19 protein-coding genes and 1 pseudogene are annotated in these 22,913 nt (G+C 59.7%); 7 read left to right on the top strand and 13 right to left on the bottom strand.

Annotated features, from left to right (window positions below; all coding sequences use genetic code 11):
* Window positions 1–83 precede the first annotated feature (83 nt).
* The 3 genes and pseudogenes from F8N85_RS13895 to F8N85_RS13905 form a co-directional block, all read right to left on the bottom strand.
* Window positions 84–404 (bottom strand): helix-turn-helix domain-containing protein, encoded by a 321-nt coding sequence (locus F8N85_RS13895; RefSeq protein ID WP_150804171.1) that lies wholly within the window; start codon window positions 402–404, stop codon window positions 84–86.
* Window positions 401–740, bottom strand: a pseudogene (locus tag F8N85_RS13900) (type II toxin-antitoxin system RelE/ParE family toxin). Before F8N85_RS13900 ends, F8N85_RS13895 begins: the two are co-directional and overlap by 4 nt.
* 225 nt (window positions 741–965) lie before the next feature.
* Complete coding sequence (locus tag F8N85_RS13905; RefSeq protein WP_150804172.1) at window positions 966–2,249, bottom strand: aspartate aminotransferase family protein; 1,284 nt, start codon at window positions 2,247–2,249, stop codon at window positions 966–968.
* Between the two features lie 235 nt (window positions 2,250–2,484).
* Here F8N85_RS13905 and F8N85_RS13915 point away from each other — a divergent pair, with 235 nt between their 5' ends.
* On the top strand, window positions 2,485–3,414 hold the full coding sequence (locus F8N85_RS13915; protein ID WP_150804173.1) for a LysR family transcriptional regulator: 930 nt from the start codon (window positions 2,485–2,487) through the stop codon (window positions 3,412–3,414).
* A 408-nt stretch (window positions 3,415–3,822) separates the two neighbouring features.
* On the opposite strand, the gene F8N85_RS13925 is transcribed toward F8N85_RS13915, so the two are convergent.
* The 4 genes from F8N85_RS13925 to F8N85_RS13940 form a co-directional block, all read right to left on the bottom strand.
* Entirely contained in the window at window positions 3,823–5,601 is a 1,779-nt protein-coding gene (locus F8N85_RS13925) for an acyl-CoA dehydrogenase C-terminal domain-containing protein (RefSeq protein ID WP_150804175.1), read from the bottom strand.
* Between the two features lie 257 nt (window positions 5,602–5,858).
* A complete protein-coding gene (locus tag F8N85_RS13930; RefSeq protein ID WP_150804176.1) occupies window positions 5,859–7,655 on the bottom strand; it encodes an acyl-CoA dehydrogenase C-terminal domain-containing protein in 1,797 nt (598 codons plus the stop codon).
* 90 nt (window positions 7,656–7,745) lie between these two features.
* Window positions 7,746–9,035 carry a GGDEF domain-containing protein gene (locus F8N85_RS13935; RefSeq protein WP_150804177.1) on the bottom strand — a complete coding sequence of 430 codons (1,290 nt, stop codon included), beginning with the start codon at window positions 9,033–9,035 and terminating at the stop codon, window positions 7,746–7,748.
* A 354-nt stretch (window positions 9,036–9,389) separates the two neighbouring features.
* Window positions 9,390–11,195: a phenylacyl-CoA dehydrogenase gene (locus tag F8N85_RS13940; RefSeq protein ID WP_150804178.1), complete on the bottom strand. Its 1,806-nt coding sequence runs from the start codon at window positions 11,193–11,195 to the stop codon at window positions 9,390–9,392.
* Between the two features lie 53 nt (window positions 11,196–11,248).
* On the opposite strand from F8N85_RS13940, the gene F8N85_RS34550 reads away from it, so the two are divergent.
* Window positions 11,249–11,401: a hypothetical protein gene (locus F8N85_RS34550; protein ID WP_191636181.1), complete on the top strand. Its 153-nt coding sequence runs from the start codon at window positions 11,249–11,251 to the stop codon at window positions 11,399–11,401.
* A 301-nt stretch (window positions 11,402–11,702) separates the two neighbouring features.
* Here F8N85_RS34550 and F8N85_RS13945 read toward each other — a convergent pair whose 3' ends face one another.
* The 6 genes from F8N85_RS13945 to bioB all read right to left on the bottom strand — a co-directional run bounded on the left by F8N85_RS13945 (window position 11,703) and on the right by bioB (window position 16,716).
* A complete protein-coding gene (locus F8N85_RS13945; protein ID WP_150804179.1) occupies window positions 11,703–11,999 on the bottom strand; it encodes a pyrroloquinoline quinone biosynthesis protein PqqE in 297 nt (98 codons plus the stop codon).
* 107 nt (window positions 12,000–12,106) lie between these two features.
* Window positions 12,107–12,787, bottom strand: a complete 681-nt coding sequence (gene bioD, locus F8N85_RS13950) for a dethiobiotin synthase (protein WP_150804180.1) — start codon at window positions 12,785–12,787, stop codon at window positions 12,107–12,109.
* On the bottom strand, window positions 12,784–13,596 hold the full coding sequence (bioC, locus tag F8N85_RS13955) for a malonyl-ACP O-methyltransferase BioC (protein ID WP_150804181.1): 813 nt from the start codon (window positions 13,594–13,596) through the stop codon (window positions 12,784–12,786). Before bioC ends, bioD begins: the two co-directional genes overlap by 4 nt.
* Window positions 13,589–14,320 (bottom strand): alpha/beta fold hydrolase, encoded by a 732-nt coding sequence (locus tag F8N85_RS13960; RefSeq protein WP_150804182.1) that lies wholly within the window; start codon window positions 14,318–14,320, stop codon window positions 13,589–13,591. The genes bioC and F8N85_RS13960 overlap by 8 nt, the downstream gene beginning before the upstream one ends.
* On the bottom strand, window positions 14,313–15,491 hold the full coding sequence (bioF, locus tag F8N85_RS13965; RefSeq protein WP_150804183.1) for an 8-amino-7-oxononanoate synthase: 1,179 nt from the start codon (window positions 15,489–15,491) through the stop codon (window positions 14,313–14,315). Before bioF ends, F8N85_RS13960 begins: the two co-directional genes overlap by 8 nt.
* Before the next feature lie 169 nt (window positions 15,492–15,660).
* On the bottom strand, window positions 15,661–16,716 hold the full coding sequence (bioB, locus tag F8N85_RS13975; protein WP_150804185.1) for a biotin synthase BioB: 1,056 nt from the start codon (window positions 16,714–16,716) through the stop codon (window positions 15,661–15,663).
* A 93-nt stretch (window positions 16,717–16,809) separates the two neighbouring features.
* Between bioB and F8N85_RS13980 the strand changes: the two genes are divergently transcribed.
* The 5 genes from F8N85_RS13980 to rarD all read left to right on the top strand — a co-directional run bounded on the left by F8N85_RS13980 (window position 16,810) and on the right by rarD (window position 22,703).
* Window positions 16,810–17,550: a ComF family protein gene (locus F8N85_RS13980; protein ID WP_150804186.1), complete on the top strand. Its 741-nt coding sequence runs from the start codon at window positions 16,810–16,812 to the stop codon at window positions 17,548–17,550.
* Window positions 17,551–17,614: 64 nt separating this feature from the next.
* Window positions 17,615–18,379, top strand: a complete 765-nt coding sequence (locus F8N85_RS13985; RefSeq protein ID WP_150804187.1) for a TOBE domain-containing protein — start codon at window positions 17,615–17,617, stop codon at window positions 18,377–18,379.
* Window positions 18,380–18,621: 242 nt separating this feature from the next.
* The gene (locus F8N85_RS13990; RefSeq protein ID WP_150804188.1) at window positions 18,622–20,523 is read left to right on the top strand and encodes a PhoX family protein; all 1,902 of its coding nucleotides are present in this window, start codon (window positions 18,622–18,624) and stop codon (window positions 20,521–20,523) included.
* Between the two features lie 116 nt (window positions 20,524–20,639).
* Window positions 20,640–21,614, top strand: coding sequence for a serine/threonine protein kinase (locus tag F8N85_RS13995; RefSeq protein WP_150804189.1), 975 nt, complete (start codon window positions 20,640–20,642; stop codon window positions 21,612–21,614).
* A gap of 201 nt (window positions 21,615–21,815) precedes the next feature.
* Window positions 21,816–22,703, top strand: coding sequence for an EamA family transporter RarD (gene rarD / locus F8N85_RS14000; protein ID WP_150804190.1), 888 nt, complete (start codon window positions 21,816–21,818; stop codon window positions 22,701–22,703).
* The last annotated feature ends 210 nt before the right edge of the window (window positions 22,704–22,913 follow it).

Here is a 22,913-nt window from a genome sequence, read left to right on the forward strand (position 1 = left end):
CAACAGCAGGGTTCATTCGGCGGCTAGCGGGTTTGCCCCGTAGAAAAACCGCCCCGGTCAGAACCCGGCGAGTTGCTGCAGTTTCAAGCCAGTATTTCGATACCGTGCTTCTGCACGATGCTCAACAACTTGAGCGCCATGCCGCTGGGATGTTTGTCACCCGACTCCCACTGCTTGACGGTCGAGGCGCTGGTATTCAGATAACGCGCGAATACTGGTTGGCTGACATTACTGCGCTCGCGCAATTGCTTGATTTGCTCTGCCGGAATATCGACGGGCACCGGCGCCAGACACGACTCATCAAACTTGCGCAGGGTGGTCTTGCTGATGGCTCCCACCGAAAGCAGAGCACTGGCCGAATCATGGATCGACTCCAGCGCCTCACTCTTGAATTTCTTACTCATGGTTTTATCTCCACAAACTCCTTCATATCCAACAACTGTTGGACTTGCCTGTCATTCAGGCCCTCGTAGGCCTTGGCCAACTCCCGAAAAGCAGCCAGCTCTGCCTGACTGATATTGCTTTGATCCTGTTTGGCAAACAAAAACTGATAAATCCAGTAACGGCCACCCCTGGCCAAGACAATCGAACGATGGCGATTTGCGTTCAAGCGTTTCTTCCACACTCCACCGCCGAGATCTGCCCCGCGAGCATTTCACTGAATGCAGCAACCAAGGCGGCATCGCAAATCAACGCTTTGGTGGCTTGCAGCGCTTGGTCTTGAACAATCTGAGCGTCATGGACATCCCTTCCCATTAACATACCACCTAGTGGTATATATATATCCAACATCACCGGCAATCCATGCCGTCCCCCGTTAAAAAGCCATTGTTCTGACAATCGCTCAAGCACGAGCTGGCGTGTCGCAAAACCCGCAAACAAAAAAACGCCCCATGCCAAAAGAATCAGGCATGGGGCGACGCGTTATACCGCGAGACGGTTCGGGAATTGAGGCAGCGGCTCGTTTACACCGCCACACCGTTGCGGCAGTGCAGTTGCGCGGTACGCACCCGGGAAAAAGCTCGAGCCAGGCGCAGGAGCATTTCGTCGATATTGGCTTTGCTGACGGTCAGTGCCGGGGTAAAGCGCAGGCAATCAGCTTGTGGCGCATTCAACAGCAAGCCTTCGTAAAGGGCTGACTTGACCACTGCGTCGGCCGAATCATCAGCCAGGGTCAAGCCCCAGAGCAGACCCTGGCCGCGCAACTCACCTTGCCCGTAGCGGTGAGCCAGACGAGCCAGGCCCTCGCGCAGGTAATGGCCAGAGTCCCGGACATGCTCGAGAAAGCCGTTTTCCAGCACGGTATCAAGCACCGCGATTCCGGCTGCCGTCATCAAAGCGTTACCGTGATGAGTACCGCCCAGCTCGCCGAGTTCGAAACAACAAGCCTTGCCGCGCGCCAATAGCGCCGCCAAGGGGACACCACCGCCAAGGCCCTTGCCGAGGGTGATGATATCGGCGCGCACGCCGTAAAACTGTTCGGCGAGCAGGGTGGCGCAGCGGCCGATACCGGTTTGCACTTCATCGAGAATCAGCAAAATCCCCAGTTCACGGCACAGACGCTCGACACCCTTGAGATAGTGCTCGGTGGCGGGAATCACCCCCGCTTCACCCTGGATCGGCTCCAGCATGATCGCTACGGTCCGGGCATCCACGGCGGCATGCAGCGCAGGCAAGTCATTGAACGGAACGTGACTGAAGCCGGGCAGTAGTGGATCGAAGCGATTCTCGAGATTCACCCCGTCGGAGGCTGACATCGCCGCAAAGCTGCGGCCATGGCGAGCGTGGCTGGCGGTGATGATCCGGTAGGCTCCGCCGCGGTGCAGCTGGCCCCACTTGCGGGCCAGCTTGATTGCCGCTTCGCAGGCTTCGCTGCCGCTGTTGAGCAAGTACGCCTGATCGCTGCCGGTGCTCTGGCACAAACGCTCGGCCAAATTGAGCTGACCGCGATGATGCAGCCGGTTGCCTGGATTGATCAGCGCCTGGGCCTGAGCGGCGATGGCTTTGACCAGTACTGATGGGCTGTGGCCGAGGCTATTGGCCGCACCGCCTTGATTGAAGTCCAGATACGCGCGGTCTTCGCTGTCCCACAGCCAGGAACCCTGGCCGCGAACAAAAATGTGTTGGGGCCGTTCGACACTGGGCATCAGGCACTCGCTGGAGAGGTCATCGCGCCTGGAGGGCGGACAAAGGTCCACGGTCAGGTCATCAAGGCTCAGGGGATTTCGACGCAATTTGAACAGACTCATGCTCCCAGCCCCTCAAGTGGCAGCCACAACCAGAGTCGATTTGCAACCGGGCGCTTATCGATATCGCGGGTCAAACCCTGCCCGAGGTGTTTTGCCTTGCCTATGTAAACGCCATCCACGCAAACAATGTTCATCGCACTCTCTGGCCCTGTAAGCCTTGTGAATGCGGTTAGACTAGGCTTCTGAGGGGCCACGGGCCATTTCGATTTTCCAGCTTTTTCGATAAGAATTACTTATGGATTTCAAACAACTGCGTTATTTCGTCGCGGTGTATGAAGAAGGCCATGTGGGACGAGCCGCAGAGCGCCTGTCGATCTCCCAGCCGGCGCTCTCGCAGCAGATTCGCCACCTGGAACAGAACCTCGACGTCAGCCTGTTCGAGCGCAGCAGCAAACGCCTGTTGCCGACCCTGGCCGCCCACACGCTTTACAACCACGCACTACCCTTGCTCGACGGTTTGCAGCGGGCTCGCGAGGCGCTGGGTAACTTCAAGGGGCAGGCGCTGCGCACCTTGGCCATCGGCGTGCTGCAGACCGTCCACACCAGCCTGGTGCCACAGATGCTGGAACGGGTACGTAAAGCCCAGCCACACCTGGTGGTGCAGATCTATGAGCTGACTGGGCTGGAAATCGAAAAACGCCTGCTCAATGGCTCGCTGGACATTGGCATCAGCTATTTGCCTGCGCGCCAGCCGGGGCTGCATGGGCTGCTGCTGTATGAGGATGAACTGACCCTGGTGATCCCGGCCGAACATCCGCTGCGCGAATTCAAAAAAGTCTCCATGAGCCAGGCCGCGCAGTTGCCGATGTTGTTGCTTGGCGAGGAATTCCAGGTGCGACAGATCTGGCAGGCGCAACTGGCCAATCTCGGACGACGCCCTCAGGTACAGGCGGAGTTGAACAATATGGCCGGGATTCTCGACAGTCTGCCTCACACTAAGCTGGCGACCGTATTGCCCGGCCGCTCGCAGCAGGAACACGGCAATAAGGCACTGCTATGGAAACCCTTGAGTGAACCGCGGGTGCCACTGAAAGTCGGTCTGGTGTGTCGCGATGTGCAGCGTCAACAAGCCACGCTGGAGTTACTGCGCAATCTGCTGGAAGACGTGATGAATGGCCCGGTGGGGCGTGTGACGGGCCCGGCAACACTGGACGTGCTGGGCTGAACAGAAACTCTCACTAAGACGAGAATCCCTGTGGCGAGGGGGCTTGCCCCCGCTCGGCTGCGAAGCAGCCGTAAACCAGATGACGCGTTTCTTCTGAAAAGTCGCCGTGACTGGTTTGGGACGGCTTCGCCGTCCAGCGGGGGCAAGCCCCCTCGCCACAAAAAGCTCATTCACCTGCAAAAACTTTTTCGCAGGCAAAAGAAAACCCCGCCGAAGCGGGGCTTTGCAGACTGTTTCCCTGACATCCATTTCACTCCGCCGTCCTGGCAGAATCCTACGTGTCCGTGTTGTTGCTTTGCGCTTCCTGCGCGACGTCCATGTGAAGTAGATTAGCTCTGGATCCAATCCTGGGCTATGGGAGAACAGCAGTACGTCATGTAAGAGAATGCTTACATGATGTTACTTGGCTCAGAACTGCTCCGCGTTCAATAGAAACAGCGATTCACTGCCGGCCTTGACCGACGCGCTCAATGAGTGAATCCGCGGCAGCAGACGGGCGAAATAGAACCGCGCCGTACCCAACTTGCTCGCGTAGAAATCGTCCTGCGCCTCTTTGCCGAAGGCCGCTTTGGCCATCAATGCCCACATGTAGGCATAAGCCACGTAGCCGAACGCCTGCAGGTACTCGACCGACGCCGCACCGATTTCGTTGGGATTGTTTTTCGCGCGGTCCAGCAACCAGGAAGTCAGCTCGTCGAGGGTATCGACGGCATCATTCAGCGGCTTGGTGAACTCGGCCAGATCAGCGCTGGCGGTCGCCGTAAAATGGCGAATCTCATCGGCGAACAGTGAGTAATAAGCCCCGCCGTTGCCGACAATCTTGCGACCCACCAGGTCCAGCGCCTGAATGCCGTTGGTGCCTTCGTAAATCTGGGTAATCCGCACGTCACGGACCAATTGCTCCTGGCCCCACTCGCGGATATAGCCGTGGCCGCCAAACACCTGCTGGCCGTGAATGGTGGTTTCCAGGCCCAGATCGGTGAGAAAGGCCTTGGCCACCGGCGTCAGCAGTGCCACCAGGTCTTCGCCGCGTTTGCGGGTGAGCGGATCTTCACTGAACTTGGCGGCGTCCAGCTGCATGGCCACGTAGGTGGAAAATGCCCGGCCGCCTTCGTTCGAGGCTTTCATGGTCAGCAACATGCGGCGCACGTCAGGGTGGACGATGATCGGATCGGCGACTTTGTCCTTGGCTTGCGGGCCGGTGGGCGAACGGCTTTGCAGGCGGTCGCGGGCGTATTCCACGGCGTTCTGATAAGACCGCTCACCAGACGCCAGGCCTTGAATACCGACGCCCAGACGCTCGTAGTTCATCATGGTAAACATGGCCGCCAGGCCTTTGTTCGGCTCACCGACGAGGTAACCCACGGCTTCGTCGAAGTTCATCACGCACGTAGAGGACGCCTGGATCCCCATCTTGTGTTCGATCGAACCACAGTTCACCGGGTTGCGCGCGCCTAGGCTGCCATCGGCATTGACCATGAACTTCGGCACCAGGAACAGCGAGATGCCTTTGGGTCCGGCCGGTGCGTCCGGCAGTTTGGCCAGCACCAGGTGAATGATGTTTTCGGTCAGGTCGTGCTCACCGCCGGTGATGAAGATCTTGGTCCCGCTGACCTTGTAGGATCCGTCGGCTTGCGGCTCGGCCTTGGTGCGGATAATCCCCAGGTCGGTCCCGGCATGCGGTTCGGTCAGGCACATGGAGCCGGCCCAGATGCCGGCGTACATGTTTGGCAGGTAAGCCGCCTTGAGCTCTTCACTGGCGTGAGCGTTGATCGACAGGCACGCCCCGGCGGTCAGCATCGGGTACAGGCCGAACGACAGGCTGGAGGAGTTGACCATCTCTTCGACCTGAGCCGAAACAGCCTTGGGCATGCCCATGCCGCCATACGCCGGATCACCGCCGACACCCACCCAGCCGCCTTCGGCGTAGGTCTGGTAAGCCTGGGGGAAACCTTGCGGTGTGGTGACGGCGCCATCGCGCCACTGGCAGCCTTCTTCGTCAGCGCTACGGCTCAGCGGCGCAATACTTTTGCTGGTGACTTTGCCGGCTTCCTCGAGAATCGCCTCGACGGTTTCAGCATCGACTGTGTCAGCCAGGGCAGGCATCTCGGCCCAAAGTTTGGCGACTTCAAAAACTTCATTGAGGACGAAGCGCATATCGCGCAGGGGCGCTTTGTAGTCAGCCATGGCAAACCTCGCAAGAACTTAACAAGTGATTCGTAGGATCGGTTTAATGCTAGACCCTGAGTGTACCCGAACAACTTTTAAGACACATAGGGTCAGCTAGTGACTGAAATGTAATTTTTAGTCATAAGTGCTTTGCATGAGTTTCCGGTGATTATGCGGACCAGAAAGTCACGGCGCGTGCGATATCGCCAAGATCGCAGCCTGCGGCAGCTCCTACTCGGACCGCGTTCACCATCAACTCTGTGTGAACCTAATACCTACAGCGCGAACAGATCTGCAGGCAGTCGCATCAGGCAATCGCTCCCCGCCTCCACCGCCGCCCGATGAGCGGTCGTGCGTGGCAACAGTCGCTTGAAGTAGAACTCGCAGGTCGCCAGTTTGCCCTGGCAATAATCTGCATTACCGCTGCCTGTTTCCAGTTGCGCCTGAGCGACCAGCGCCATGCGCAGCCACAGGTAGGCGAGGATGATGTAGCCGCTGTACATCAGGTAATCCAGGGCCGCGGCGCCGACTTCATCGGGGTTCTTCATCGCCGCCATGCCGACCTTGGTGGTCAACTCGCCCCACTGCTGGTTCAGGTCGTTGAGCTGCGTTACATAGCTGTTGAGCTGTGGATGCTCGGCATTCGCCGCGCAGAATGTGTGGACGATTTTAGTGAAGCCGCGCAGCAGCTTGCCCTGACTGCCAAGGACTTTACGCCCGAGCAGGTCCAGTGCCTGAATACCGTTGGTGCCTTCGTAGATTGGCGCAATCCGACAATCCCGGACCAACTGCTCCATGCCCCACTCGCGGATGAAGCCGTGGCCGCCGAACACCTGCATGCCGTGGTTGGTCACTTCCAGGCCGGTTTCAGTCATGAAGGCTTTGCAGATCGGCGTCAGGAAGGCCAGCAGGTCTTCGGCGTCCTGACGTTGAATCGGGTCAGCGCCCAAATGGGCGGCATCGAGCAATTGCGCGGTGAAGTAGGTCAGCGCCCGGTTGCCTTCGTTCAATGCTTTCATGGTCAGCAACATACGCCGCACATCGGGGTGGACGATGATCGGGTCAGCCACTTTCCCGGGGGCTTTCGGGCCGGTCAAAGAGCGCATTTGCAAACGCTCGTTGGCGTATTTGATCGCGCCCTGGAAGCTCGCCTCGCCCAGACACAAGCCCTGCATCCCAGTACCAAGCCGCGCATGGTTCATCATGGTGAACATGCAGTTCAGGCCCTTGTTGGCCTCACCGATCAGAAAGCCTTTGGCCTCATCGAAGTTCAGTACACAGGTGGCCGATGCCTTAATGCCCATCTTGTGTTCGATGGAGCCGCAGCTCACGCCATTGCGCGCGCCGGCTTCGCCTTCGGCATCGGGCAGGAATTTGGGCACGATAAACAGCGAAATGCCCTTGGTCCCGGCTGGCGCGTCTGGCAGTTTGGCCAGCACTAGGTGAATGATGTTGTCACTCATGTCGTGCTCGCCGGCCGAGATGAATATCTTGCTGCCGCAAATCGCATAACTACCGTCGGCCTGCGGCACCGCGCGGGTCTTGATAATGCCAAGATCGGTACCGCAATGGGCTTCGGTCAGGCACATGGTGCCGGTCCACTGGCCAGCAGTCAGCTTGCTCAGGTAGGTGTGCTTCTGCTCTTCGGTGCCGTGGGCGTGGATCGCCGACATGGCGCCGTGGGTCAAGCCTGGGTACATGCCCCAGGAGGTGTTGCTGGAGCCGACCATCTCACTGATTACCAATCCCAGCGAGTGCGGCAAACCTTGTCCACCATAGGTCGGATCCGCCGCCAGGCCGTGCCAGCCACCTTCGACGTACTGAGCGAAGGCCTGTTTGAAACCTTTCGGTGTAGTGACCACGCCATTGTCGAAATGGCAGCCTTCTTCATCACCGGAGCGGTTCAGCGGCGCCAACACGTTTTCGCAGAATTTCGAGCCTTCTTCGAGAATCGCATTGACCATGTCCGGGCTGGCATCGGTGACCCCCAGCGCGGCGTAGTGGCTGTGAAAGTCAAAGACATGGTCGATCAGAAAGCGCATGTCGCGCAGGGGTGCTTTGTACTCGGGCATGGTGATTTTCTCCAGCAGCAGATAACCCAAACTACTGCGCCAGCCTACCCTGAACAATCACAGTCCAGACGCTGAATGCGCCATCATCACTCAACCCGCAGCGGTTTCCATGCGCCCCGCGCCGCGGGCGTTTTGACCGAAGGCTACGACACAGTTTCGCCCCGCGCCCTTGGCGCTATAAAGCGCCTGGTCCGCCGATTTGAGCACGTCTTCCGGGGTTCGCTGCTCCAGGCGTTCGGCCACCCCGATGCTGACTGTCACCGAAACGCTGGAGGCGACGGCACCGGCTCGTCGTTGCCGGCCCTGCTGATCATCCTGCGGGCGGTTGTCCTGATTGCGCAAATGGATGTTGTAGGTCGCAATGGATTCGCGGATGACTTCAAGGTGCGGCATGCACTCCTCCAGGGTCTTGCCGGCGAACACCAGGGCGAACTCCTCCCCCCCGTAGCGATAGGCCCGACCTCCGCCGCTGATTTTCGACAGTTTGCTGGCCACCAGGCGCAGCACCTGGTCGCCGACGTCGTGGCCATGGGTGTCATTGAATTTCTTGAAGTGATCGACATCGCCCATGGCCAGCACGTAATTGCGCCCCAGGCGTTGCAGGCGCTCGTTTAATGCGCGGCGTCCGGGCAGGCCGGTCAGTTCGTCGCGAAAGGCCATTTGATAGGCCTCGTGGGCCACCGCCGCGGCGATCATCAGCATCACCTGGCTGGCCATGATGTTCAGGGTGAATGGCAGGATGAAGGTCTTGGGCAACATCCAGAACAGCCCGAGCAACCCCACCAGTTGCGCGGCGTGCAACGGTCGTGGGTGGCGCCAGTACTGCACGACCAGCAGCCCGAACGCGGCGAAAAAAACCGGGTAGGCCAACTGGATCAAACTCATCCACGAGCCGTGCCAGGCAGGCCAACGGATCTGGGCCAGCCAGCTCAGCAGCACATGCGGATAACTTTGCTCAAGACCCAGCGCGACGCTGCCAAACGCCAGTAACACGGCAAAGCGCGCCAGCATGTCCTGGAACAGATGAGTGCGCTCCTGCCAGGCGGCGAACAATCCATAGAGCAAGGGCAGCAACAGACAGCAGAGATGGAACACCAGCGCAGCGTCTTCACGGACTTTGCCATTGTCGCGGTAGTAGTCGGTCTGGGTATCGAGCATGAAGTAGGCGAGATACACCGTGACCATCAGGAACAGTTCACGCTGACGGCGATAAACCGCGCAGTAGGCACCACCGAGCACCAGTACCAGGGTCGGCAGCACGTTGAACAGTGAGGTGAAAAAAACGTTGAGATCCTTGACGTAGGCAGCCGCAAGCCCCGCAAGCAACAACAGCAATGACGGAAAAAAATGACTGAAACGTGCAGTGGAGGAACGCGGCAAGGGTAAAGCTCCGACCCGAAATATCGAAGGATGGCATTGTGCCTGTATTGCTCGCAATTAGGCACGCACATTGTGATGCAGGTCATGTAGCTCTCTCTTCAACGGTAGAAGAGCTAATTTTGGCGGTTCTTGTCGTAACTGGCTTAAACGTTGGGTGACCTCCAAAAGATCGCAGCCTGCGGCAGCTCCTACACATTTCGGGTACATCCACATTCGCGGATGTACCCGGTCAGCGTAGGAGCTGCCGTAGGCTGCGATCTTTTGGGGGGCGCTGCGTTTCCAGAGGCATTCACCGCACACAAAAAAGCCGCTGCTCCCAAAGGGGCAGCGGCTTTTGAAGGACTGCGTCAGGGCTTAGTAACCCAGGGCGAAGTCTTCTTCTTTCATGTCCATCAGGTTGCTGGCACCCGACAGCATGGTGACAACGTGAGTGCGGGTACGCGGCAGGATGCGTTGGAAGTAGAAGCGCGCCGTCTGCAGCTTGGCGGTGTAGAACGCCTCTTCGCTGGTGCCGGCAGCCAGTTTTTCGGCAGCCAGACGCGCCATGTCGGCCCAGAAGTAAGCCAGGCAGGCATAACCGGAGTACATCAGGTAGTCCACCGAAGCGGCACCGACTTCTTCACGGTCTTTCATGGCCGCCATACCGACCTTCATGGTCAGCTCGCCCCATTCTTTGTTCAGCGCAGCGAGAGGCTCGACGAACTCTTTGACGGCTTCGTTGCCTTCGTTGGTCTGGCAGAACTTGTGAACGATCCTGGTGAAGCTTTTCAGCGCCTCGCCTTGAGTCATCAGCACTTTGCGGCCCAGCAGATCGAGTGCCTGGATCCCGGTGGTGCCTTCGTACAGCATGGAAATGCGGCTGTCGCGAACGTTCTGCTCCATGCCCCACTCAGCGATGAAGCCGTGGCCGCCGTAGATCTGCACGCCGTGGTTGGCGGATTCAAAGCCCACTTCAGTCATGAACGCCTTGGCGATCGGCGTCATGAAGGCCAGCAGTGCGTCGGCTTTTTTCTTCTCTTCTTCGTCCACGCCGTATTTGACGACGTCGACCTGTTTGGCGGTGAAGTAAACCATTGCACGGTTGCCTTCGGCGAACGCTTTCATGGTCAACAGCATGCGGCGTACGTCAGGGTGCACGATGATCGGGTCAGCGGCCTTGTCCGGCGCTTTCGGGCCAGTCAGGGAGCGCATTTGCAAACGATCGCGAGCGTATTTCAGGCCGCCCTGGAAACCGATCTCGGCGTGTGCCAGACCTTGCAGCGCAGTACCCAGACGTGCGGTGTTCATGAAGGTGAACATGCAGTTCAGGCCTTTGTTCGCCGGGCCGATCAGGAAACCGGTGGCCGCGTCGAAGTTCATCACGCAGGTCGCGTTACCGTGGATGCCCATCTTGTGTTCCAGGGAACCGCAGGTCACAGCGTTGCGCGAACCGATCGAACCATCGGCGTTCGGCATGAACTTTGGAACGATGAACAGCGAAATGCCTTTGGTGCCAGCCGGTGCATCCGGCAGGCGCGCCAGTACGATGTGGACGATGTTGTCGGCCATGTCGTGCTCACCGGCCGAGATGAAGATCTTGGTGCCAGTGACTTTGTAGGAACCGTCAGCCTGAGGTTCGGCCTTGGTGCGCAGCATGCCCAGGTCGGTGCCGCAGTGCGGTTCGGTCAGGCACATGGTGCCGGTCCATTCGCCGGAAACCAGTTTGGTCAGGTAGGCGTCTTGTTGCTCAGGCGTACCGTGCTCGGAAATAGTGTTCATCGCGCCATGGGACAGGCCTGGGTACATGCCCCACGACCAGTTGGCTTCACCGACCATTTCGCTGACTGCCAGACCCAGCGACTCCGGCAGGCCCTGGCCGCCGTGCTCGACGTCGTGGGCCAGGCTTGGCCAGCCGCCTTCGACGAATTGCTTGTAGGCTTCCTTGAAGCCGGTTGGCGTCTTAACACCGGATTCGCTCCAGGTGCAGCCTTCGGTGTCACCTACGCGATTCAGCGGAGCCAGCACCTGCTCACAAAACTTGGCGCCTTCCTCAAGGATGGCGTCAACCATGTCCGGGGTAGCGTCCTGGCAAGCCGGAAGGCTCTGATAGTGCGCTTCGTAGCCGAGCAGTTCGTCACGAACGAAGCGAATATCACGCAAGGGGGCCTTGTAGTCAGGCATAGCGATAAACCTCTGCTGATGAATCCTGGAATGAACAACCGCGTTGATTTGTTATGGCGGTCAAACAGTTGTTTGAAACATACGTTTACCATCAAACCTTGTCAAGCATCGATAAACTGCCGTTCGTCATCGGCGGGCTGAATCCGCGCAGGCGCGGGCCTGCTGCGATCACGGCAACAGTGGCTGATGATGAAGAGAGTAGTTGAGGTAGAGGTTCTGAGGGATGAAGCGAAATCTATTTTGACAGGGGGGACGTTTTCGCGGGCAAGCCCAAATGCCAGTCAGTTAAGAAAAAAAGCGCCGAACGCAAACCTGTGGCGAGGGGGCTTGCCCCCGCTGGAGCGCGAAGCGGTCCTAGAACCTGCCAACGCGTTGTGTCAGGCTCACCGCGTTCACCGACATGACGACTGCTTCGCAGCCGAACGGGGCGGTGCGGCGTTCCGACAAGCCCCCTCGCCACAAGAGGGCGTGGCGTCCAGCACAAAAATCAGCAGAAATGGCAGGACTTCAAGCGTAGGTATCGATCAACGTACCGAGCATTTCATCGGAAGCCTTGGCGATTCTGACGCCCAGTTCCGCCTGGATCTTGCCCTGAGACATCTCGACCATGCTGCTGGCCAGATCCGATTGCTGGCTACGATCTACCGCGCGCAGACGGTCGACCTGAGCCTCGGATGACTGACTGGTAACGGATCGCTCGATGGTTGTGTTGGCGATCTGGCTGGCCGCTTGATCGACACGGTTCTGCCCTGTCTGAATAGTGCTCAAACCGGCATAGAAAGCGGTATTCCCTGAGATTTCCATGGGAGAACTCGATCCTGAATAGGATAAACGGTCTCCATTGAAGCAGACCTGCCCGTAAAAGGCCCGACAAAAACACTAATGGCAAAGTGCTTTGTCATAGGCAAACCCTAGTCCAACAGGTCAAGTTGCAGATGTTCAGCCACTGCTTCTGCCGTGGGGGCCTTGAGCTTCGGTACTCGACCGAGACAGGGTGCGGGCAATCGCTCGGCCAGGGTCGCGAGGTTCTCTTCCAGACGTGAGGTCTTCGGATCGATGATATTGGCTACCCACCCCGCCAATTGCAGACCGTCCTGGGCAATCGCCTCGGCCGTCAACAACGCATGATTGATGCAACCCAGCCGCACGCCCACCACCAGTATCACCGGCAACTGCAACGCCATCGCCAGGTCCGACAGATTGTTCTGATCGGCCAATGGCACTCGCCAACCGCCCGCGCCTTCGATCAGGGTGAAGTCCGCTTGCTTGTTCAGAAGCTGCTCCATCGGCAATAACAACGACTGAACACTCAGCACCACCCCGGCCTCACGAGCGGCCAGATGTGGGGCGATGGCCGGTTCGAACGCCACCGGATTGACTTCGGCATAGCTTAGCGCAAGAGAACATTCAGCCAGCAACGCCAGTGCATCGGCGTTGCGCAAGCCCTTGGGCGTCACTTCGCAGCCGGAGGCCACCGGCTTGCCCGCCGCCGTGCTCATCCCCGCTGTCCGCGCGGCATGCAGCAAACCCGCGGCAATGGTGGTCTTGCCGACATCGGTATCGGTGCCCGTGATGAAATAGGCTGAGCTCATAGCGGTTTCTCCAATACGCCGTAGACCACCTGATAAGTCGCAGGCAACCCTTGTCCCTGACGAAACTGTTCATAGGCCTGGATCAACCCCAGTATCCGCGCACGGCCCGTCAAACCTCCGGGCCGACCGGGGTTCAGATTGTGCGCGCCCAAGGCTTTGAGCTCATGGGTCAGGCTACGCACATCCGGATAATGTAGAACATGTGGACGGGTTTCCAGGCTGACCACCTGCAAGCCACTGGCGGCGCACAGCTGTTGATAAGTGCTGAACGGGCGAAAGCGATTGACGTGAACCATACCGTCGACCTGACTCCAGCTGTCGCGCAATTCATACAAAGTACCCACGCACAGGCTGGCAAACGCCATCGCGCCGCCAGGCTTGAGCACGCGATGCGCCTCGCTCAACACCGAGGCGAAGTCCGCGCACCACTGCACCGCCAGGCTGGAGAAGATCAGCTCGCAGCTGTTGGCCTGCAGCGGCAAACGCTCGGCATCGCCGGCGATGAAGTGGGTTGCACCGCCCAATGGCCGGGCGTGGTTGAGCATCCCTTCGGCGATATCCAGTGCCAGCCCTTCACTCTCAGGGAAGGTCCGACCCAGCACGCGACTGAAGTAACCCGTGCCGCAGCCCAGGTCCAGCCAACGGCCAGGGGAAAATTCGCCGGGTAAACGACTCAGTAATTCGCTACCGACTGCCCGCTGCAACTCAGCCACGCTGTCGTAACTGGCCGCCGCGCGGGAAAAGGACGCCGCGACCTGACGCTTGTCCGGCAAGCCACCCGGCAGTTTGGGGAAGGATAAATCAGTCATCACCGGACTCATGCAAGAAGGCCTGGATCGCGCCCGCCACTCCGTGGGGGTCTTCCAGAAGAAACGCGTGGCTGGCCTGTTCAATCAGACCAATTTCGACATCCGGCAACAACACCAGCAAGTCGCCTGCAGCCTCTGCCGGGACCAGGCCATCGAGCCCGGCAAACAGATGCAATTGCGGGCCGCGGAAGGACTGCAAGGCTTGGCGGGTATCCAACTGCGCCAGTAACTCCAATCCGCTCATCAAGACGGCAGGCGCGGTATGCGGTGCACCGCCCAATAACAATCGGGTCATGCCACGCGAGTCCGCCGCACCTTGGGCGCAGAGCAGTGCAAAGCGCTTGAGGGTCCCTCGCGGGTCAGCGTTGCAGCCGGCAAGGAACGCATCGAAGGTCTCCGCCGGCATCGCGCTCGGCCACTCGGCATGGGCGACAAAACACGGGTTACTGGCCAGGGTCAGCAAACCGCAGCAACGGTCGCCACGGCGGGCGGCGAGCTCGGCGGCAAGCATGCCGCCCAGCGACCAGCCACCCAGCCAGGCGTTGTCCGGCACGCTCGCATCGAGTTCGTCGAGCCACTCATCGAGGTCACTCGACTGCAGTTCCGGCAACGGTTCGATCTCGACCCGCAGATGTTCGTCCAGGCCCTGCAAGGCCGCCGCCAAAGGCTCCAGCGGCGAAATGCCGAGCCCCCAACCGGGCAGCAGAATCAGTCGATCACGCATGGCTTGCCTCCGGTCCCAATTGGCTAAAACAGTCGGCCAGTGCATTTAACAATAGTTGGACCTGCGCCTCGCTGTGGGCCGCGGACAAGGTCACGCGCAACCGCGCGCTGCCGGCCGGCACGGTCGGCGGGCGGATCGCAGTCACCATCAAACCGCGCTCGCGCAGCATCTGCGACAGGCGAACGGCACGGCCGGCATCGCCGATCATGATCGGCTGGATCGGTGTGAAGCTGTCCATCAATTGCAGGCCAATTTGCTCGGCGCCCTGGCGGAACTGGCGGATCAACAGATTCAGATGATCGCGTCGCCAATGCTCGCTGCGCAGTAACTCCAGGCTCTTGAGCGTGGCACAGGCCAGGGCTGGCGGTTGGCTGGTGGTGTAGATATACGGACGGGCAAACTGGATCAGGCTCTCGATCAGCTCTTCACTGCCGGCGACAAACGCCCCGGCGGTGCCGAAGGCTTTACCCAGCGTGCCGACCAGTACCGGCACCTCCTCCTGGCTCAAACCAAAGTGTTCGACGATGCCGCCACCGTTGGCGCCCAACGGACCAAAGCCATGGGCGTCATCGACCATCAACCAGGCACCTTTGGCCTTGGTCTCGCGAGCCAGCGCGGGCAGGTCGGCAAGATCTCCGTCCATGCTGAATACGCCATCGGTAACCACCAGGGTATTGCCCGTGGCTTTTTCCAGACGCTTGGCCAGGCTGACCGCATCGTTATGCAGATAGCGATTGAATCGCGCACCGGACAACAGCCCGGCATCCAGCAACGAGGCATGATTGAGGCGGTCTTCCAGCACCGTATCGCCCTGCCCGACCAGCGCGGTGACCGCGCCGAGGTTGGCCATGTAACCGGTGGTGAACAACAGCGCTCGCGGGCGGCCGGTCAGATCGGCCAAGGCTTCTTCCAGCGCATGGTGCGAACCGCTATGGCCGATCACCAGATGCGAAGCGCCACCGCCCACGCCCCAACGAGTCGCCCCGGCACGCCAGGCTTCGATCACTTGCGGGTGATTAGCCAGGCCGAGGTAATCGTTGTTGCAGAACGCCAGCAACGGCTGGCCGTCGACCACCACTTCCGGCCCCTGGGGGCTTTCGAGCAGAGGGCGATGGCGATAAAGGTTTTCGGCACGACGGGCAGCAAGGCGTGCGGCGAGATCGAAAGACATGCAGGCCTCGGGGGTCAGAATTCAGAAGTGATGCCGCAGTACCTTGTGGGAGCAAGCCTGCTCGCGATAGCGATTGGGTATTCAACATAGCTGTTGAATGTTATTGCCTCATCGCGAGCAGGCTCGCTCCCACAGTGTTTTGCATTCCTCCAGAAGGATCGGGGAGGCTTCAAACAGCTGCGTTATAGAATTGCTCGCTGCTCTTCTGTTCAACCAGCGCTTGCTCGATGGCCGCCTGATGCACTTCATCTGCGTGCTCTTCACGAGCTTCCGGCAGGATGCCCAGGCGCGAGAACAGTTGCATGTCCTTGTCAGCCTGCGGGTTGGCGGTGGTCAGCAGTTTGTCGCCGTAGAAAATCGAGTTGGCACCGGCAAAGAAAGCCAGAGCCTGCATCTGATCGTTCATCGCTTCGCGACCTGCAGACAGACGCACGTGGGATTGCGGCATCAGGATCCGAGCGACCGCGAGCATGCGAATGAAGTCGAACGGGTCGATGTCTTCGGCATTTTCCAGCGGCGTGCCGACGACCTTGACCAGCAGATTGATCGGCACCGACTCCGGATGCTCCGGCAGGTTGGCCAGCTGGATCAGCAGATTGGCGCGGTCATCGAGAGACTCGCCCATCCCGAGAATGCCACCGGAGCAGATCTTCATCCCGGCATCACGCACATAAGACAGGGTTTGCAGGCGCTCGGAGTAAGTACGGGTGGTGATGATGCTGCCGTAGAACTCAGGCGAGGTGTCGAGGTTGTGGTTGTAATAGTCAAGGCCGGCTTGGGCCAGGGCTTCGGTCTGATCCTGATCGAGGCGGCCCAGGGTCATGCAGGTTTCCAGGCCCATGGCTTTCACGCCTTTGACCATTTCCAGCACGTAGGGCATGTCTTTGGCCGATGGATGCTTCCAGGCCGCGCCCATGCAGAAACGGGTCGTACCGATGGCCTTGGCCCGAGCAGCCTCTTCGAGGACCTTCTGCACTTCCATCAGTTTTTCTTTTTCCAGCCCGGTGTTGTAGTGACCGGACTGCGGACAATATTTACAATCTTCCGGGCAGGCACCGGTCTTGATCGACAGCAGTGTCGAGACTTGAACCCGGTTGGCGTCAAAATGCGCGCGGTGCACCGTCTGCGCCTGGAACAACAGGTCATTGAAGGGCTGAACGAACAGCGCCTTGACTTCGGCTAACGACCAATCGTGACGCAATTTGGCGGTGGTACTGGCGCTCATCGGCTGATTTCCTTGTTTTATGCTTGGCTTGCGGCTGTGGTCAGTAATACCCACAGGCGCGACACGGATGTTCGGCATATTTAAGGAAGAGTCATGCGCTGTCAACCACGATACATCGGACCGGTTTACATCTGGTTAAAAAACAACCAGCACTGTTTGCTCTGCGACGAATCCACCGATACCTCTCATCCGATCTGCACCCCTTGTGAAAGCGAGCTGCCCTGGCTCGGTGATCAGTGCCAGGTGTGCGCCCTGCCCCTGCCCATGCCGGGATTGACCTGCGGCCAATGCCTGAAAAAATCGCCTGCCTTTGCCCAGGTCGTAGCACCCTGGGCTTACGGCTTTCCGATCGACAGTTTGATCACCCGCTTCAAGCACCGCGCACAGTGGCCGTTTGGTCGTTTGCTGGCCGAACTTCTCGGTCAATCGCTGCACCATCGCTTCGATGAAGGCCTCACACGACCCGATGCGCTGGTACCTGTTCCCCTATCGAACCAGCGCCTGCGCGAGCGCGGTTACAACCAGGCGGCGATGCTCGCCCAGTGGCTCAGCGACAGTTTGACGATCCCCTGCGAGGAACATCTATTGCTGCGCACTCAAGACACCACCGCACAACAGGAACTGAATGCCGAGGCGCGCCGACGCAACCTGCGAACGGCCTTTGCCCTGGTGCCAGATGCGCGGATTGAAGGCCGGCATCTGGCGCTGGTCGACGACGTGCTGACCACCGGTACTACTGCCCACTACCTGGCCCGCTTGTTGATGAACGGCGGAGCCCGACAGGTTGACGTCTATTGCCTGGCCAGAACCCCAAAACCTGGCGATCAGGCCTGACTTGACTCTCAAGCGTCAAGCCGCCAACGTCCAGTCTCATCATCACAGCTCACAGCGCGCCACTATGTCCTTGCCCACGCTTTTGACCCAACACATCGTTCGTCGCCCGCAGCGCATTGCCCTGCTGCAACACATCGCCGAGCAGGGCTCGATCACCCGTGCCGCGAAAAGCGCGGGCTTGAGCTACAAAGCCGCCTGGGACGCCATCGATGAGTTGAACAACCTGGCGCAGAAACCCTTGGTCGAGCGCAGCGTCGGCGGCAAGGGCGGCGGTGGCGCGAAGTTGTCCAGCGAAGGTGAACGGGTATTGCGGCTCTATCAACGCTTGCAAGCATTGCAGGCACAAGTGCTGGAAGCCGCCGAAGACGCCAGCGACCTGGACCTGCTTGGCCGCTTGATGCTCAGAACCAGTGCCCGCAACCAGTTGCACGGCAAGGTCGTGGCCATCGACAGCCAGGGGCGCAATGACCTGATCAGCCTGGAACTGGCCGAAGGGCTGAGGATCCAGGCGCAGATCACCCATGACAGTACGCTGCGGCTGGAACTGGAACCCGGCATTGAGGTGGTCGCGTTGATCAAGGCCGGTTGGCTGGAGGTGCTGGCCATCGATCAAGCCGCCACCGCCGGACACAACTGCCTGAGCGGGAGCATCGAAGAGATTCTCGACGCCGAAGATGGGCCCAGCGAGGTACGCATCGGATTGCCCAATGGGCAAACCTTGTGTGCATTGGCCGAGCCGTTGCATCTGAAAACCCAGAACCTGGCAACTGCAAGCCCGGTCCTGGTGCAGTTCGCGCCATCTAACGTATTGCTCGGCACACCGCTTTAGCTCGAGCGCAGACACTCTTTTCGTAGCAGCTGGCGAAGCCTGCGTTCGAGGGCGAAGCACTCGCAATCCGGTTAACTCAATAAAAAGCGAGAATTGCGGTGGCAGGTTTTGCGACTGCTGCGCAGCCGAACGCAGCCTTCGGCAGCTGCTACGGGGTTTGCGGCGCAGCTTGAAAACTCCCTGAAACATTACCTTCATCGATGCGCTTTAAGGTGTCTGCAAAAACCTGCAGGGAGCCTGATGTGACATTACTAGAAGAAAACCAGCCCACCGACCTCGAAAAAATCACCGGCCTCAGCCGCCGCGGCTTCATCAGTGCCGGCGCCTTGTGTGGCGCGGCGATGTTTCTCGGTGGGAACCTGCTGAGCCGCAGCGTACTGGCCGCGAGCGTCAGTGCCGGTTCCAGCAAAATGCTGGGTTTCAATAGCATTGCCGCCGCCACCAGCGACACCATCAGCTTGCCACCCGGCTATAAATCGTCGGTGCTGATCAGTTGGGGGCAACCTCTGCAAGAGGACGGTCCGGCCTTCGATCCCAGCGGCAATGGCACAGCCCAGGCCCAGGAAGTCCAGTTCGGCGACAACAACGACGGCATGAGCCTGTTCGCTTTCCCCGGCGAACACGACCGTGCGCTGATGGCGATCAATAACGAATACACCAACTACCGCTACCTCTACCCCCACGGCGGCATGCCGCAGTCGGCGGCGGATGTGCACAAGGCGCTGGCTTGTGAAGGCGTGTCGGTCATCGAGGTGCAACGCAAGAACGGCCAATGGCAATTTGTTCAGGGTTCGAACTACAACCGTCGGATCCACGGCAACTCGCCGCTGCGCGTGAGCGGTCCGGCCGCCGGGCATGATTTGCTGAAAACCAGCGCCGACCCGCAGGGCAATACAGTGCTCGGCACTTTCCAGAACTGTGCCAACGGCAAGACCCCGTGGGGCACTTACCTGACCTGTGAAGAGAACTTTACCGACTGCTTCGGCAGCAACAATCCCGAGCAGAAATTCGGCGCTGCGCAAAAACGCTACGGTGTGGTGGCAACCAGCAAGGAGATCAACTGGCACCAACACGACCCGCGCTTCGACCTGGCGAAGAACCCCAACGAACTCAACCGTCACGGCTGGATCGTCGAGATCGATCCGTTCGACCCGCAATCGACCCCGGTCAAGCGCACCGCCCTGGGCCGCTTCAAACATGAAAACGCCGCACTGGCCGAGACCGGTGACGGACGCGCGGTGGTCTACATGGGCGACGATGAACGCGGTGAGTTCATTTACAAATTCATCAGCCGCGACAAGATCAATCATCAGGATCCGCAAGCCAACCGCGAGCTGCTGGATCACGGCACCCTCTACGTCGCACGTTTCGACGCCGGTGACAGTCACCCCGACCATCCAAAAGGCCAGGGCCAGTGGATCGAATTGACCCATGGTAAAAACGGCATCGATGCCAGCAGTGGCTTTGCCGATCAGGCCGAGGTATTGATCCACGCCCGGCTCGCTGCCAGCGTGGTTAACGCCACGCGCATGGACCGCCCGGAATGGATAGTCGTCAACCCGAAAGACGGTCAGGTCTACTGCACCCTGACCAACAACGCCAAGCGCGGCGAAGAGGGTCAACCGGTCGGCGGCCCCAACCCACGGGGGAAGAATGTCTACGGGCAGATTCTGCGCTGGCAGGAAAACCGTGACGACCACGCAGCCATGAACTTTTCCTGGGATCTGTTCATGGTCGCGGGTAATCCGGCGGTGCATGCCGGCACACCGAAAGGCGGCTCGTCGAACATCACCGCGCAGAACATGTTCAACAGCCCCGACGGCCTGAGTTTCGACGACGCTGGTCGGCTGTGGATCCTCACCGATGGCGACGCCAGCAACAGCGGCGATTTCGCCGAGATGGGCAACAACCAGATGCTCTGCGCCGATCCGCTCAGCGGTGAAATTCGTCGGTTCATGGTCGGCCCGGTGGGGTGCGAGGTGACCGGCATCAGTTTCTCGCCGGATCAGAAAACCTTGTTCGTCGGCATTCAGCACCCGGGCGAAAACGGCGGCTCGACCTTCCCCGAGCATTTGCCGAACGGCAAGCCGAGGTCGTCGGTGATGGTGATCACCCGTGAAGATGGCGGGATCGTCGGCGCCTGACAGGCCCTCATCGCGAGCAAGCTCGCGATGGCGTCAGAACAGTCACCACCTATCTGCGTCCGTCTGCGCTACCATGTCTGGCCGGACGCGGCAGCCTGCTGCGCGCAGGAGTCAGCATGGCCCATCCGTTTGAAACCCTTACCCCCGATCTGGTGCTCGATGCTGTTGAAAGCATTGGGTTCCTCAGCGACGCCCGCATCCTGGCGCTCAATAGCTACGAGAACCGCGTCTACCAGGTCGGCATCGAAGACTCCGAGCCGCTGATCGCCAAGTTCTACCGTCCACAACGCTGGACCAACGAGGCGATCCTCGAAGAACACCGCTTCACCTTCGAACTCGCCGAGTGCGATGTTCCGGTCGTCGCGCCGATGATCCACAACGGCGAAAGCCTGTTCGAACACGCCGGTTTTCGTTTCACCCTGTTCCCTCGCCGTGGCGGTCGCGCGCCAGAGCCCGGCAATCTGGATCAGTTGTATCGCCTCGGGCAATTGCTCGGCCGCCTGCACGCGGTCGGCGCCACCCGCCCGTTCGAACACCGCGAAGCCCTCGGTGTGAAGAACTTCGGCCATGATTCCCTGAACACCTTGCTCGAAGGCAATTTCGTGCCTCGCAGCTTGCTCCCGGCCTACGAATCAGTCGCCCGGGATCTGCTCAAGCGAGTGGAAGAGGTCTACCAGGCCACGCCCCATCAGAACATTCGGATGCACGGTGACTGCCACCCCGGCAACATGATGTGCCGCGACGAGATGTTCCACATCGTCGACCTCGATGACTGCCGCATGGGCCCGGCGGTGCAGGATCTGTGGATGATGCTCGCCGGTGACCGTCACGAATGCCTGGGCCAGTTGTCGGAACTGATGGATGGCTACCGCGAGTTCCATGACTTCGACCCGCGTGAACTGGCACTTATCGAACCGTTGCGCGCTCTGCGCCTGATGCACTACAGCGCCTGGCTGGCCCGCCGCTGGGATGATCCGGCGTTCCCGCGCAGCTTCCCGTGGTTTGGTACCGAGCGGTATTGGGGCGATCAGGTGCTGGCGTTGCGTGAGCAGCTTTCCGCGTTGAACGAAGAACCTTTGAAATTGTTCTGATTCAAGATCAAAAGATCGCAGCCTGCGGCAGCTCCTACACAATTTCGTACATCCGTTATTTCGCGGTTGTACCCGGTCGGCGTAGGAGCTGCCACAGGTTCGGGCCGCGTTCGGACGATCTTTGCTTTCAGGCACGACACATCTATACAACCTCCTTACAATGGCTGTCCTGATCGTTAGCTGCCTAAGCAAGGACTCTGCATGCAAGCCGCCAACCCGCGTCGCGGGTACATTCTGGGCCTGACCGCCTACATCATCTGGGGCCTGTTCCCGCTCTACTTCAAAGCCATCGCCAACGTGCCCGCGGTAGAGATCATCATCCATCGGGTGCTCTGGTCCGCGCTGTTCGGCGGTTTGCTGTTGTTAGTCTGGAAACATCCGGGCTGGTGGCGCGAGCTGCGGGAGAACCCGCGGCGACTGGCGATCCTGGCCTTGAGCGGCACGCTGATCGCAGCCAACTGGCTGACCTATGTCTGGTCGGTGAACACGGGTCGGATGCTCGAAGCCAGCCTCGGCTATTACATCAACCCCTTGGTGAACGTACTGCTGGGCATGCTGTTGCTCGGAGAGCGGCTGCGGCGCATGCAGTGGCTGGCGGTGGGGCTGGCCGCGGTCGGCGTGGCTCAGCAAGTCTGGCAAGTGGGCAGTCTGCCCTGGGTCTCGCTGGTGCTGGCACTGACCTTTGGTTTCTACGGCTTGATCCGCAAGCAGGCACCGGTCAAAGCGTTGCCCGGGCTGGTGGTGGAAACCTGGATGCTGGTGCCGATTGCCCTCGGCTGGCTGTTGCTCAACCCCAGCGCAAGCAGTGCGCAGGCCGAGTTCTGGACCACCTCCGAAGCCTGGTGGCTGGTAGCTGCAGGACCGATCACTCTGGTACCGCTGGTGTGTTTCAACGCCGCCGCGCGGCACTTGCCCTACACCACCCTGGGTTTCCTCCAGTACCTGGCGCCGACTCTGGTGCTGTTGCAGGCAGTGCTGCTATTTGGCGAGCGCTTATCCTCAAGCACCCTGGTTGCATTCATGTTTATCTGGGCAGGTTTGGCGATTTACAGCGTGGATGCCTGGATCAGCATGCGCCGGCGCGCCTGATCAAAAAACGCACAAAGCTCTGCAGGCCATTATCCACGTGGCCTGCAAGCATCAGCCCCAAGGTTATCCACAACGTGATCCCCACCGTTTGTGCACAACCCCTTGAAACTGTTCGTTTTTTGCTCAACTCTGGGGGAGCCCCGGCCAGCTTGGGCTGGCGGTGCATCTCTACAGGTTATCCACAGGCAGGTGCAGGTTTTACTTGGATAA

Origin of the sequence: Pseudomonas fluorescens (assembly GCF_902497875.1) — a bacterium.
Taxonomy (GTDB): domain Bacteria; phylum Pseudomonadota; class Gammaproteobacteria; order Pseudomonadales; family Pseudomonadaceae; genus Aquipseudomonas; species Aquipseudomonas fluorescens_BR.